Source organism: Acidovorax sp. KKS102 (assembly GCF_000302535.1).
GTDB lineage: Bacteria > Pseudomonadota > Gammaproteobacteria > Burkholderiales > Burkholderiaceae_C > Acidovorax.
In genome coordinates, this window is record NC_018708.1 from 2,541,955 (window position 1) to 2,555,146 (window position 13,192).

10 protein-coding genes and 1 pseudogene are annotated in these 13,192 nt (G+C 67.4%); 4 read left to right on the forward strand and 7 right to left on the reverse strand.

Going from position 1 to position 13,192, the window contains the following annotated elements; all coding sequences use genetic code 11:
• Nucleotides 1–16 precede the first annotated feature (16 nt).
• Nucleotides 17–1,624, reverse strand: a complete 1,608-nt coding sequence (locus tag C380_RS11650) for a DNA-3-methyladenine glycosylase 2 family protein (RefSeq protein ID WP_015014051.1) — start codon at nt 1,622–1,624, stop codon at nt 17–19.
• 163 nt (nt 1,625–1,787) lie between these two features.
• On the opposite strand from C380_RS11650, the gene C380_RS11655 reads away from it, so the two are divergent.
• From C380_RS11655 to C380_RS11665, 3 genes are read left to right on the forward strand one after another with little or no spacing between them, the layout of a single operon-like run.
• Nucleotides 1,788–3,176 carry a phosphomannomutase/phosphoglucomutase gene (locus tag C380_RS11655; RefSeq protein WP_015014052.1) on the forward strand — a complete coding sequence of 463 codons (1,389 nt, stop codon included), beginning with the start codon at nt 1,788–1,790 and terminating at the stop codon, nt 3,174–3,176.
• A 20-nt stretch (nt 3,177–3,196) separates the two neighbouring features.
• The gene (locus tag C380_RS11660; protein WP_015014053.1) at nt 3,197–3,982 is read left to right on the forward strand and encodes a carbon-nitrogen hydrolase family protein; all 786 of its coding nucleotides are present in this window, start codon (nt 3,197–3,199) and stop codon (nt 3,980–3,982) included.
• Complete coding sequence (locus C380_RS11665; RefSeq protein WP_015014054.1) at nt 3,979–5,352, forward strand: 3-deoxy-D-manno-octulosonic acid transferase; 1,374 nt, start codon at nt 3,979–3,981, stop codon at nt 5,350–5,352. Before C380_RS11660 ends, C380_RS11665 begins: the two co-directional genes overlap by 4 nt.
• A 55-nt stretch (nt 5,353–5,407) precedes the next feature.
• Here the strand turns inward: C380_RS11665 and C380_RS11670 are convergent, their stop codons facing one another.
• The 4 genes from C380_RS11670 to C380_RS11685 form a co-directional block, all read right to left on the reverse strand.
• The gene (locus C380_RS11670) at nt 5,408–6,742 is read right to left on the reverse strand and encodes a TolC family outer membrane protein (RefSeq protein WP_015014055.1); all 1,335 of its coding nucleotides are present in this window, start codon (nt 6,740–6,742) and stop codon (nt 5,408–5,410) included.
• Between the two features lie 102 nt (nt 6,743–6,844).
• The gene (locus C380_RS11675) at nt 6,845–7,186 is read right to left on the reverse strand and encodes a rhodanese-like domain-containing protein (RefSeq protein ID WP_015014056.1); all 342 of its coding nucleotides are present in this window, start codon (nt 7,184–7,186) and stop codon (nt 6,845–6,847) included.
• 33 nt (nt 7,187–7,219) lie between these two features.
• Entirely contained in the window at nt 7,220–7,933 is a 714-nt protein-coding gene (locus C380_RS11680; protein ID WP_015014057.1) for a protein-L-isoaspartate O-methyltransferase, read from the reverse strand.
• Nucleotides 7,934–7,974: 41 nt separating this feature from the next.
• Entirely contained in the window at nt 7,975–8,511 is a 537-nt protein-coding gene (locus tag C380_RS11685) for an efflux RND transporter permease subunit (RefSeq protein WP_015014058.1), read from the reverse strand.
• Nucleotides 8,512–8,550: 39 nt separating this feature from the next.
• Here C380_RS11685 and C380_RS24985 point away from each other — a divergent pair.
• Nucleotides 8,551–9,314 (forward strand): IS5 family transposase gene (locus C380_RS24985; RefSeq protein ID WP_128654794.1). Its coding sequence is split into 2 segments (ribosomal slippage): nt 8,551–8,866 and nt 8,866–9,314, totalling 765 coding nucleotides; the frame shifts between segments, so codons are not numbered across the junction.
• Between the two features lie 8 nt (nt 9,315–9,322).
• Here C380_RS24985 and C380_RS11700 read toward each other — a convergent pair.
• Both C380_RS11700 and C380_RS11705 read right to left on the reverse strand, forming a co-directional pair.
• Nucleotides 9,323–11,983 (reverse strand): annotated as a pseudogene (locus C380_RS11700) (efflux RND transporter permease subunit); the annotation flags it as partial.
• Between the two features lie 15 nt (nt 11,984–11,998).
• A complete protein-coding gene (locus C380_RS11705; RefSeq protein WP_015014062.1) occupies nt 11,999–13,192 on the reverse strand; it encodes an efflux RND transporter periplasmic adaptor subunit in 1,194 nt (397 codons plus the stop codon).

Sequence of the window (13,192 nt, forward strand, 5' to 3'; positions counted from 1 at the left end):
CCTATTGCCTGAGGTGCTATGGTTTTGATAGTTTCTGGGCGTCTGCAGGTGCAGGCGTGCCGGCACCGCTGCTGCCAGCGGCCCAGGCGCGCAACACGGCATAGCTGCGCCAGGGGCGCCAGGCTTGCGAGGCTTCTTGCGCCGCGCGTGCCGGGTTTTTGTGCTGCTGTACCCCCAGCGCTTTGTGCAGCGCCACGTCACCGGCCGGAAAGGCGTCGGGCCAGCGCAGCACCCGCATGGCGATGTACTGCGCCGTCCAGTCGCCAATACCGGGCAGGGCGCACAGGGCAGCAGTGGTGCTGGGCACGTCGGCGCCCGCATGCAGGGCCAGGGCGCCGCTGTCCACTGCGCGGGCCAGCGCCACGATGGCCGCCTGCCGCTGGCGCACGATGCCCAACTGGCCCAGCGTGTCGCCATCGGCGCGGGCCAGGGTGGCTGCGGTGGGGAACAGCCGGTGCAGCTCGGGCCAGGGCGTGGCGATGGGCTCGCCCAGCCGCTCCACCAGCCGCTGGCCCAGCGTGCGCGCGGCTGCCACGGTGATCTGCTGGCCCAGCACGGCGCGCACGGCCAGCTCAAAGCCGTCAAACGCGCCGGGCACACGCAGGCCGTCGCCATCCGGGAAATGCGGATGCAGCACGGCGTTGATGGCCGCCGGGTCGGCGTCCAGGTCCAGCATGGCACGCACGCGGCGGATGACCAGCGGCAGCACCGGGTACAGGCTGTCGCTGGTCTGCAGCAGCACTTGGTGGCGCGTCACGTCAAAGCGGGCGCTGAACCAGCCCGTGGATTCCGTGGGCTGGCCTGCGCTGCCCGAGGCCGGATGATGCAGGCGCACTGTGCGGCGCAAGGTGGCCTCCTGGGGCAGCACCCATTCCACCCCGTGGAACTGGCGCCGCTCAAAAAACGCCAGCAGCGCTGCCACATCGAATGGTGGCCGCCACGCCAGGCGCAGCGTGCTGCTGGCTCCAGGCCCGTCTGCGTGGACGGGCGCCGCTCCACGGCGGCGCAGCTGGGTGGGGTTGAGGCCATAGTGGCCCACAAAGGCTGCGTTGAACCGCCGCACGCTGGCGAACCCGCTGGCCAGCGCCACCTGCGTCACGGGCATCGCGGTGTCGGTGAGCAGTTGCTTGGCCGTGAGCAGCCGCCGCGTCTGCAGGTATTGCAGCGGCGATACGCCCAGGGCGGATTCAAAAATGCGGCGCAGATGCCGGTCGCTCACGCCCAGCCGCTCGGCCAGGCGGGCCACGGTGGCGCTCCCCTCGCCGGGTGCGGCCGGTGTGGGCCAGAGGTCGGGGGCATCCAGCAGGCGCACGGCCTGCTGCACCAGGATGCCGCTGGCGGCTTGCACCGACCACGCCATCGCCTGGGGGGCCAGCTCGGGCCGGCAGCGCAGGCAGGGGCGAAACCCGGCGCTTTCGGCCTGCGCTGCCAGCGCAAAAAACCGGCAGTTTTCGCGCCGGGGTGTGCGCACGGCGCAGACAGGGCGGCAGTAGATGCCGGTGGACGTCACCCCGGTGAAAAAATGCCCGTCAAACCGCGCATCGCGCGCCTGCAGCGCCAGGTAGCGGCCTTCGTCGGCTGCCGTGTCGGCGGTAGGGTTGGAGGGCAGGGCGGTGGAGGTCATGGGCCAGATCATAGGAGCCTGGCGCCCGGCCACTGGCCGTTTTCGGACCTGTGCCTTGGGCGGGTGTGGGGCTGGCGCCTGCGGCATCGACTGACAAACACCGGCGAGGCCGCCGCCTACAATGCAGCGGACTTTTCAACCCCTCCGCGAAAGGCCCCCCTGCGTGCAACCGACCCCCGCCATCTTCAAAGCCTATGACATCCGCGGCATCGTGCCGTCCACCCTGAACGAAGACGTGGCCCTGGGCCTGGGCCGGGCCTTTGGCACGGCAGCCCGTGCAGAAGGGCAGACCACCGTGGCGGTGGGGCGGGATGGCCGCCTGTCAGGCCCCGCCATGTCGGCGGCGCTGATCCAGGGGCTGGTGGAGGCGGGCATCGAGGTGATCGACGTGGGCCTGGTCACCACGCCGTTGCTCTACTTTGCGGCCAGCACGCTGTGCAGCAGTGGCATCCAGGTCACGGGCAGCCACAACCCCAAGGACTACAACGGCTTCAAGATGGTCCTGAACGGCCGCGCCATCTATGGCGACGAAATCCAGGCCCTGCGCCGCACCATGGAGCAGGAAAGCTGGCAGCTGGTGCCCGGCGGCGCGGTGCGCCATGTGGATGTGCTGCCTGCGTACCGCGAGCGCATTGTGGGCGATGTGAAGCTGGCCCGCCCCCTCAAGATCGTGGTGGACTGCGGCAACGGCATTGCCGGCGCCTCGGCGCCCGCCATCTTCCGGGCGCTGGGCTGCGAGGTAACCGAGCTGTACTCCGAGGTGGACGGCAACTTCCCCAACCACCACCCTGATCCGAGCAAGCCCGAAAACCTGCGCGACCTGATCGAGGCCCTGAAGACCAGCGACGCCGAACTGGGCCTGGCCTTTGACGGCGACGGCGACCGCCTGGGCATCGTCACCAAGGACGGCACCAACATCTTCCCCGACCGCCAGATGATGCTGTTTGCGCAAGACGTGCTCTCGCGCGTGCCGGGCGGCGAAATCATCTTCGACGTAAAGTGCACCCAGCGCCTGGCCCCCGCGATTGCGGCGGCCGGTGGCGTGCCGGTGATGTTCAAGACCGGCCACTCGCTGATCAAAGCGCGCATGAAGGAGACGAACTCTCCCCTGGGCGGCGAGATGAGCGGCCACATCTTCTTCAAGGAGCGCTGGTACGGCTTTGACGACGGCACCTATGCCGGCTGCCGCCTGCTGGAGATCCTGAGCCGCAGCAGCGACCCGAGCGCCGTGCTGAACGCGCTGCCCACCAGTTTTTCGACCCCCGAGTTGAACGTGGCCTGTGCAGAAGGCGAGCCACACCGCCTGACGGCCGAGCTGCAGTCCCTGGCCGCAGAGACCTTTGCCGCGCCCGCCGCCATCAGCAGCATCGACGGCTTGCGCGTGGACTGGCCCGATGGCTTTGGCCTGATCCGCGCCAGCAACACCACCCCCGTGCTGGTGCTGCGCTTTGAGGGCCACACCCCCGAAGCCCTGGCCCGCATCGAGGCTGCCATGCTGGCTCTGCTGCACCGGGTCAAACCCGACGCCCATGTGGGCGCAGCCAGCCACTGACATTGCCTGCCGCACGCCCGATGCTCTCGCTCTCCACCCCCCTGTGTGTCGCCGCCGCCCAGACGCCGTCGGTGCCCGGCGATCTCCAGCGCAACCTGCAAACGCACCTGACCTGCGTGCGGGCCGCTGCCCATCAGGGCGTGCAACTGCTGCAGTTCCCGGAGCTGTCGCTCATCGGCTACGAGCCTTCGCTCATGGCCGACCATGTGCTGACGGCCGACCACCCCGTGCTGGCAGCCTTGCGCCAGGCGGCCCAGAGCCATGGCATGGCGCTGGTGGTGGGTGCTCCGGCAGCGCCGGTGGAGGCAGGCGCACTACCCGCCATTGGAGCCTGGCTGCTGGGGCCGGATGGCAGCGTGGCGCTGTACCGCAAGCGCCATCTGCACGACAGCGAAGAACAATTTGCCAGCGCGGGCTCGGACGACGCACAGGTGCAGCTGGTGGCGGGCGAGCCCACGGCACTGGCCGTGTGCGCCGACATCACCCACCCCGAGCATGCCCAGGCCGCCCGTGGCGCTGGCGCAGCGCTGTATGCAGCGGGCGTGCTGATTTCTGAGAAGGCCTACGCAGCGGAATCGGCCATGCTGGAAGGCTACGCGCGCGACCACGACATGGCCGTACTCGCGGCCAACTACAGCGGCACGTCCGGTGGCTACGTGAGTGCGGGGCGCAGCGCCTTTTGGGCGCCCGGTGGCCGCTGTGTGGTGGCTGCGCCGGATGACGCGCCCTGCATCGTCTGGGCTGCGCGCAGCGACAGCGACAGCGGCTGGGCGGGTGGTGTGCTCAGCGTGTCTGTGCCTGCATGAACGTCGCGCGGGCCCTGTATTCGCTGCTGACCTGGAGCGCGCAGCCGCTGCTGCGCCGCAAGCTGCGCCGCCGTGCGGTGGCCGAGCCAGGGTACGCCCACGCGGTGGGCGAGCGCTTTGGTCGCTACCCGGCCCCCATCGACAGCCTGATGCCCCACAGCAGCACCGACCCGCTGGGCCGGTTTGTGTGGGTGCATGCGGTGTCGCTGGGCGAAACCCGGGCCGCCGCCATCTTGCTGGCTCAATTGCGCGAACAGCTGCCGGGCATGCGCCTGCTGCTCACCCACGGCACCGCCACGGGGCGGGCCGAGGGCGAAAAGCTGCTGCTGCCCGGTGACGTGCAGGTGTGGCAGCCCTGGGACACACCGGGTGCGGTGGGGCGCTTCCTGCGCAAGTTCCGCCCGGCCATCGGCATCCTGATGGAAACCGAGGTGTGGCCCAACCTGGTGGCGGGCTGCCGGCAGCGGCGCATTCCGCTGGTGCTGGCGAATGCACGCTTCAACGAAACATCGCTGCGCAAGGCGCAGCGCCTGTCGGCCCTGGCGCGACCCGCCTACGCAGGGCTCACGGCCGTCTGGGCCCAGACCCAGGAGGACGCCACGCGGCTCGCAGCCATCGGTGCGCCGGTGCGTGGCGTGCTGGGCAACCTCAAGTTCGACGTGGTGCCCGACGCACAACTGCTGGAGCGGGGCCGCGAGTGGCGCACCCGCACCGGCCGCCCCGTGGTGTTGCTGGCCAGCAGCCGCGAGGGCGAAGAGACCATGTGGCTGGAGCAGATCCAGAAAATACGACAAAAATCGCCCCAAGCGCTAGTGGATCATGCCCCTGCAGCTATCAATAGTGAAGCGTCTGGCGATGGTCTGCCGCCCGTGCAATGGCTCATCGTGCCGCGCCACCCGCAGCGGTTTGACGAGGTGCACCAGTTGCTGCAGCGCGCAGGCCTGTCGGTGTCGCGCCGCAGCACCTGGGCCGCAGCGCCTGGAGCGGCTGACGTGTGGCTGGGAGACTCGATCGGCGAAATGGCGCTGTATTATGGCTTGGCCGATGTGGCCTTGCTGGGTGGGAGTTTTGCACCGCTGGGCGGCCAGAACCTGATCGAGGCGGCCGCCTGCGGTTGCCCTGTGGTGCTGGGCCCGCACACCTTCAACTTTGCCGAGGCGGCCGAACTGGCGTGCGCGGCGGGGGCTGCCCAGCGGGTGCCTGACCTTGCGCAAGGGATGGCCCAGGCTACAGCGCTGGCAGAGGATGCCCGCGCGCATGAAGAGGCCAGCGAGCGGGCCACACGCTTTGCCGCCACGCATCGCGGGGCCGCGCAAGCCACGGCCCGCGCCATTGTGGCGATGGTGCAGCCCGAGGGGGGCCTGCACTAGGCTTCAGCAGCAGTTCACACACCGGATGCACCCCGGCGCGGGGTGCAAGGCTCTGTTACTTGGCCAGCAGTGCGTTGACCGCTTCGATGTCCTGCTGCGACAGCGTGCCCGCCGCCTGGCGCAGCTTGAGGCCGCCCAGCAGCACGTTGTAGCGGGCCTGGGCCAGGTCACGCTTGGTCTGATAGAGCTGGCTTTGGGCGTTGAGCACGTCGATGTTGATCCGCACACCCACCTGGTAGCCCAGCTTGTTGGCGTCCAGCGCGCTCTGGCTGGAGGCTTCGGCTGCTTCCAGGGCCTGCACCTGGCCCTGGCCGGACTGCACGCCGTAGAACGCGGCGCGCGTGGCCTGGGCCACGTTGCGGCGGGTGGTCTCCAGGTCGGCTTCGGCCTTGGTTTCCAGCGCCAGGGTTTCCTTCACGCGGTTTTGCACGGCAAAGCCGGCAAACAGGGGCAGGTTTAGCGCCACGCCCACGCTGGCGGCATTGCTGCGGGCCGTGACGCCGGGCGAGGTGATGGTGCCGTGCAGGTTGCGCGTGACGTTGTAGCCCGCCTGCAGGTCCACCGTGGGCAGGTGGCCGGTTTCGGCCTTTTTGGTTTCCAGTCGCGCAATATCCAGGGCAATGGCAGCCTGGCGCACGCCGGGCTGCTGGTCGCGGGCGGTATCCACCCAGGTGGTGAGGTTGTCAGGCACCACGCTGGGCAGTTGCACGGGCAGGGCCAGGGGCAGGGGCTTGGTGCCGGTGATGCCGACCAGCTGGTCCAGCGCCAGGCGTTTCACGCGCAGGTCGTTTTCGGCAGCGATCTCCTGGGCAATCACCAGGTCGTAGCGGGCCTGGGCCTCACGCGAGTCGGTCACCGTGGTGGTGCCGACTTCAAAATTGCGCTTGGCAGCGGCCAGTTGCTCGGACACGGCGGCCTTTTGGGCCTGCACAAAGGTGAGGGTGTCTTGCGCCGCCAGTACATCAAAGTAGGCTTGGCTCACCCGCACCAGCAGGTCTTGCGTGGCTGCGTCCAGCTGCGCCTGGGCCACGTCCACGCCGCGCTGGCCTTGCTCCAGCGTGATGCGGTTGGCGGGGCGGTACAGCGGCTGCGAGGCGTTGATGCCCACCGTCTGCGCCGTACCGGTGTTCTCGATCTTGGGTTTGCTCAGCTCCACGTTGGAGCGGGTAAGACCCCCGGTCAGTGCTGCCGAAGGCAGCAGGCCGGCGCGGGCCTGGTCGGCCTTGCGGGCCGCGGCATCCAGCTGCGCACGCGCCGATTGCCAGGCCGTGTCATAGATACGGGCGGATTCCACCAGCTCCAGCAGGCTCTGCGCCTGGGCGGGCGCACACAGCGCTGCGCCCAGCGCCAGGGACAGGATGGACAGGGACAGGGGCCTAAACGGTGTCATCGGGGGGTCCTTCGGAAGAGTCTGCGAATCGAATCAGGGCGGGCAACGGCGGGCAGCATGGGGCCACAAGCTGAAAAGTGCGGTCCATACAACCCCATGGCATCAGTAGCGCGGCACGGCCGGGTCGCTTTCGTGCGACCAGGCGTCGATGCCACCGGTGATATTGGCCAGATGCTCGAACCCGTGGTGCTGCAAGAACGAGGCCACGCGCAGGCTGCGGGCGCCGTGGTGGCACAGGCAGGCGATGGGACGCGCGGGGTCCAGCTCCGCCAGGCGCGCGGGCAACTCGCCCATGGGGATGGCCACCAGCTCAAACCCGTCGGCGCGCACACTGGCGGTCTGCAGCTCCCAGGGCTCACGCACGTCCAGCACCAGAGGCCGGCTGCCTTCCGGCGCGGAGGCAAACCAGGCAGACAGCTGGGCGGGGCGGACGTGATCGATCATGCAAAACTCCGAAGACAACCGAAGGGCGGGGGGTCAGAACGTGAAGCCAGAGGGCTCGGGGAAGTTCACCAGGCGCGGCGCGATGGTGTCCCACGGCGACGTGGTCTCAAAGCGGTCGCCGGTGCGGCGGGTAACGGTGAAACGCATCACGGGCTCGCTGCCCACGATGGCGCCCAGGCGGCCACCGTCGCGCAGAAGGGCCAGCAGGTGGCTGGGCACTTCGGCCACGGAGCCGCTGAGCACGATCACGTCGAACGGGCCGTCCGGGATCGCATCGCGGGCACCGTCGCCCTGGCGCACGTCGGCGTTTTGCACGCCGGCATCGCGCAGGTTCTCACGGGCCATTTCGGCCAGTTCTGCGTTGATTTCGAGCGACACCACGCGCTCTGCGCGCGCGGCCAGCAAGGCGGCCATGTAGCCCGAGCCGGCGCCGATTTCGAGCACGCGGTCGGTGGGCAAAATCCGCAGGTCTTGCAGGATGCGCGCTTCCACGCGGGGCTGCAGCATGCTGTGGCCCTTGCGGACGGCCTCTTCGGCGTCATTGCCCAGCAGCGGGACTTCAATGTCCATGAAGGCCATGCTGCGGTAGGCAGGGGGCACAAAGTCTTCGCGGCGCACCACGGCCAGCAGGTCCAGCACGTCGGCATCGAGCACGTTCCAGGGGCGGATCTGCTGCTCGATCATGTTGTAGCGGGCCTGGGCGACGGGGTCGCTGATGTTGGCGGACGTGTTCAGGGGCAGGTTCATGGGATTTCTCCGTGGGGCAGATGCAAGGCCGATCGGGACGATCAGGACAAACCTTCGATTTTAGGCGCTGCCGGAGCGCGTCCCATCTTGCGAAGGGCCCACTGGGCCAAGTCGTCCATGTAGCAATACACCACCGGCACCACCACCAGGGTCAACAGGGAAGAGGTAATGACGCCGCCAATCACCGCCTGGCCCATGGGCGCGCGCTGTTCCGAGCCTTCGGACAACGCGAACGCCAGGGGCACCATGCCGAAGATCATGGCCAGCGTGGTCATGAGGATGGGGCGCAGCCGCACGCGCGCGGCCAGCAGCAGGGCATCGGCGCGGGGCAGTCCGGGCACGGTCTGGCCCTGGTCGTTCACATGCTCCTCGCGAGCGCGGATCGCAAAGTCCACCAGCAAGATGGCGTTCTTGGTCACCAGGCCCATCAGCATCACTACGCCAATGATGGAGAACATCGACAGCGTGGAGCGGAACATCAGCAGCGCCAGCACCACACCGATCAGCGTGAGCGGCAACGACGTCATGAGCGCCAGCGGCTGCAGGAAGCTCTTGAACTGGCTAGGGCGTGTTAACACTAATGGCGATCGTGGCGATTGCATCGGACAATCTCGGGCATGGAGATCACGCCCGCACAATTCGCCACTATTGAGCACTGCCTGCCCAAGCAGCGTGGCAACGTCAGCCTGAGTAACCTGCAGGTGGTCAATGCGATCCTCTATGTGGCCGAGCATGGCTGCAAGTGGCGCGGACTGCCCAAGCGCTTCGGCAACTGGCACACGATTTACACGCGTATGAACCGCTGGACCAAAGCAGGCGTCCTGGATCGCATGTTCGAGGAGTTACAGCGCGCGCAGGTCGTGCGCATCAAGATCGAGGCGGTCTCGCTGGACTCCACAAGCATCAAGGTCCATCCCGACGGCACGGGGGCACTAAAAAAAACGGCCCACAAGCCATCGGAAAGTCCCGAGGCGGATGGAACACCAAGATTCATATGGTTGCCGCGGATGCTCGAACGGCCGTGACGTTCTGCCTCTCGCCTGGTCAGGCGCACGACGCGCCTGAAGGCCGGCGCCTGCTCAGCAGTCTTGGGCCGACCAGCAGACCAGTGCACTTGTTGATGGACCGTGCCTACGAAGGCAACGAGACGCGGCAGCTGGCACTTGATCTGGGCTTCATTCCGGTTGTGCCACCCATGAGGACTCGGATCGAACCTTGGGAGTACGACCGCGAGATGTACAAGCGTCGCAACGAGGTCGAGCGCTTGTTCCGTCGGCTCAAGGGCTATCGCCGCATCTTCTCGCGGTTCGAGAAACTCGACCTCATGTTCCTGGGCTTCATCAGCTTCGTCCTTGTCGCTGATGGACTTCGGATGTGTTAACAGGCCCTAGCCAGGATCATGTAGATGAAGATGATGGCCATGGCCAGCGCCGAGATGGCGTAGCCGAACGATTCGGCCATGTTCTTCGTGGAGCCACCAAACTGGTAGCGATAGCCCGGCGGGAAGGTCACGGTCTCCAGCGCCTTCTTGATGTCGTTCGACACTTCACCGGCCGAGCGCTGGGACACGTTGGCGTTCACCGCCACTTCGCGTGTCAGGTCGCGCCGGTTGATCTGGTTGGCGCCGGTGGATTCGGTGACGCTGGCGACCTGGTTCAGGCGCACGATGCGGGTCGTGCCGTCGGCGGCGGCCAGGGCAAAGGGCAGGCGTTCCAGGTCGGCCGGGGTGGTGCGGGCCTCCGGCGCCAGGCGCACGTTCACGTCATAGGTCTGGTCGTCGGGTGCGCGCCAGTTACCCACGGTGGTGCCTGCCACCAGCGTGCGCAGCGACGCCGCCATGGGCGCTACCGACAGCCCCAGGTCCGACGCCACTTCGCGCTTCACATCCAGCGCAATCACGGGCTTGTCGGGCTTGGCACTGGTGTCCAGGTCCACCAGGCCCGGGATGCCGCGGATCTTCTCGGTAACGATTTTGGTCAGGCGCTCCAGCTCGCGCAGGTCAGGCCCCTGCAGCGAGAACTCCACCTGCTTCTGTCCGCCCACTGCATCCAGCAGCCCCACATGGGTCACGGTGATGCCGGGTACGGTCTTGAGGCGTTCGCGCAGCACGTCGGACATCTGGTCCACACTGCGGCTGCGGTCCTTGCGGTCCACCAGCCGCACATAGATGCTGGCGTACATCTTGCCCTGGGCGTTGCCGGTGTTGATGGTGGACAGCGTGTAGCGCACCTCGGGCATCTCGCGCAGGATGGCCTCCACCTGTTTGGCCTTGGCTTCGGTGGCTTCGAGCGAAGAACCCACAGGGGTGTAGAAGTTCAGCGTGGTTTCCGAAAAGTCGGCCTTGGGCACGAACTCGGTGCCCAGCAGCGGCACCATGACCACGCTCAGCACAAACACCGCCAGCGCGATCACCATGGTGGCCAGCTTGTGCACCAGCGACCAGCGCAGGATGTGCTGGTAGCCCTCGGCCAGCGCATCGGTGGCGCGGTCAAACCAGCCCGTGACGCGGCCAATGGTTTTGTCGTAGAAGGTGACGGGCGCCGTCTTGTGGCCGTGCGCATGGATGCTCGGGTCGTGCCACACGCTCGACAGCATGGGGTCGAGCGTGAAGCTGACGAACATCGAGATCATCACCGCCGCGACGATGGTGATGCCGAACTCGTGGAAGAACTTGCCGATGATGCCGCCCATGAACCCGATGGGCATGAACACCGCCACAATGGACAGCGTGGTGGCCAGCACCGCCAGGCCAATCTCCTGCGTGCCGTCCATGGCGGCCGCGTAAGCGCCTTTGCCCATCTGCACATGGCGCACGATGTTCTCGCGCACCACGATGGCGTCGTCGATCAAAAGGCCCACGCACAGGCTCAAGGCCATCAGCGTGATCATGTTGATGGTGAAGCCGAACATGTTCATGAACAGGAACGTGCCGATCAGCGCGATGGGCAGGGTCAGCCCCGTGATGACAGTGGAACGCCAGGAGTTCAGGAACAAAAACACGATGAGCACCGTGAGGATGGCCCCCTCGATCAGCGTCTGGCGCACGTTGTTCACCGCCACGCGGATGGGGCGGGCACTATCGCCAATGGTTTCGAGCCGCACGCCGGGCGGCAGCTGGTTCTTCAGTTCCACCACGGCGGCGTTCAGGCCATCGACCACCTCGATGGTGTTCTCGCCCTGCGACTTTTGCACCGACAGCAGCAGCGTGCGCTGGCCGTTGTAAAGCGCCAGGCTTTCCACCTCCTGCGCGCCGTCGTTCACGCGGGCGACCTGGTCCAGGCGCACCGGCGCTCCGTTCTTGCGGGCGACGATGATCTTGCCGAAGTCCTCGGGCCGCTCCATGCGCGCGTCGATCTGCACCACGCGTTCCTGCGCCAGCGACCGGATCGCGCCCACGGGCAGGTCCTGGTTCTCGTTGCGCACGGCATTGGCCACCTGGTCGGGCGTCACGCCAAAGGCCTCCAGCGCCTGCGGGTTCAGGTAAATGTTGATTTCGCGCTTGGTGGCGCCCACCAGGTTCACCGCGCCCACGCCACGCACGTTCTCCAGGCGCTTTTTCAGGATCTGCTCGGCCCAGGTGGTCAGTTCCACCGCGCTGCGGTTCGACTTTTCGTCAGGCAACACGGCCAGGGACCACACGGCGCGGCTGGCGGGGTCAAAGCGCAGCACGCGCGGCTCCTTCACCTCGGTGCGCAGCAGGGGGCGCACGGTGGCCACCTTTTCACGCACGTCTTCAGCGGCCTTGCGGCCGTCGATGTGGAGCTGGAACTCGATGATGACAACCGCCGTGCCCTCGTAGCTGCGGGAGGTGAGGGCGTTGATGCCCGCAATCGAGTTGACGCCTTCCTCGATCTTCTTGGTGACCTCGCTCTCGACGATTTCAGGCGACGCGCCGGGGTAGTCCACAGTAACCACTACGACGGGGATGTCGATGTTGGGAAACTGATCGACCTTGAGGCGCTGGTACGAGAACAGGCCCAGCACGACGATGGCGAGCATCACCATCGTGGCGAACACGGGGTTTTTGAGGCTGACTTTGGTGAACCACATGGCGCGTCAGCCCGCTCAGGGTGTCGTGCGCGAGGCAGCGGGAGCGGGTGCAGGCGCGGAGGCCTGGGGCACGACAGCGGCCTGCGCTGCGGTCACGGGCGTGCCTTCGCGCAGCGAGCCCATGCGGCCCGCAATGACGGTGGTGCCCACGGTCACGCCATCCACCGCCACCAGGGTCTGTCCGTTGACCACGGCGCGGGCGCCGGTCTGCACCGGTGCATAGGCCACACGGCCGTCCTTGATGGTCTGCAGGTAAGGGGCGGACTTGTCGGTGCGCACAGCGTCCAGAGGCACGGTCAACACCTGGGCGCTGCCGGTGGTCAGCAGGCCTTGCACAAACAGGCCCTGGCGCAGGCTAGCGGTTTGGGATGGCTGGTCTACCCGCAGATAGACCGGCACCGTGCGGCTGCCCGCCTGGGCGCTGGGGTTGATGCGCACCACCGTCGCTTGCACCGGGGTTGTCGCGCCTTCCACCGTCAGTTGGGCCTTCTGGCCCACGCGCACGGCCAGCGAATCGGCGGGGGTGAGCAGGGCTTCGAGTTCCAGGCGGGACAGGTCCACCACTTCAATGATGCGGGCGTCTACAGGCACCCGCTCGCCCGGCTGGGCAAGGCGCTGCGCGACCAGGCCGCTGATCGGGCTCTTGAGCACGGTGTCCTCCAGCGCCTTGCGGGCCACGTCAGCAGCCGACACAGCGGCCTGGTAGCTGGACTGGGCGGCCTCCAGGCTGGCCTGCGAAGTGACCAGCGCGGTGGCGGAGATAAAGCCCTGGTCCACCAGCGCGCGGTTGTTGTTGTACTGCCGCTGGTTGATGTCCACCTGCGACTTGGCGGCATCGGCTTGCTGCTGGGCCTGGCGCAGTCGCGCGCGGGCTTCAGTGGGGTCGATTCGTGCCACTTCCTGGCCCGCCTTGACGGTATCGCCCTCGCGCAAGGTCAGGCCCTGCAGTTCGCCCGCCACACGGGCCTTCACCATGGCCGAGTCCACCGCCCGCAAAGAGCCCGACACCGGCACCCCCAACGAGAGCTGGGACGACTGCACAGTGAGCACCTCTTCGGCCGCCAGCTGCAGCGGGGCTTCTGCGCGCTGGGTAGAGGCCTCGGCCAACGCCTTTTGCTGCGCCTGCCGCGCCGCCATGGCCCGCCACACGCCACCACCGAGCAGCACGACAACGATGGCCGCAGCCATCCAGGGAATCCAGCGTTTCAT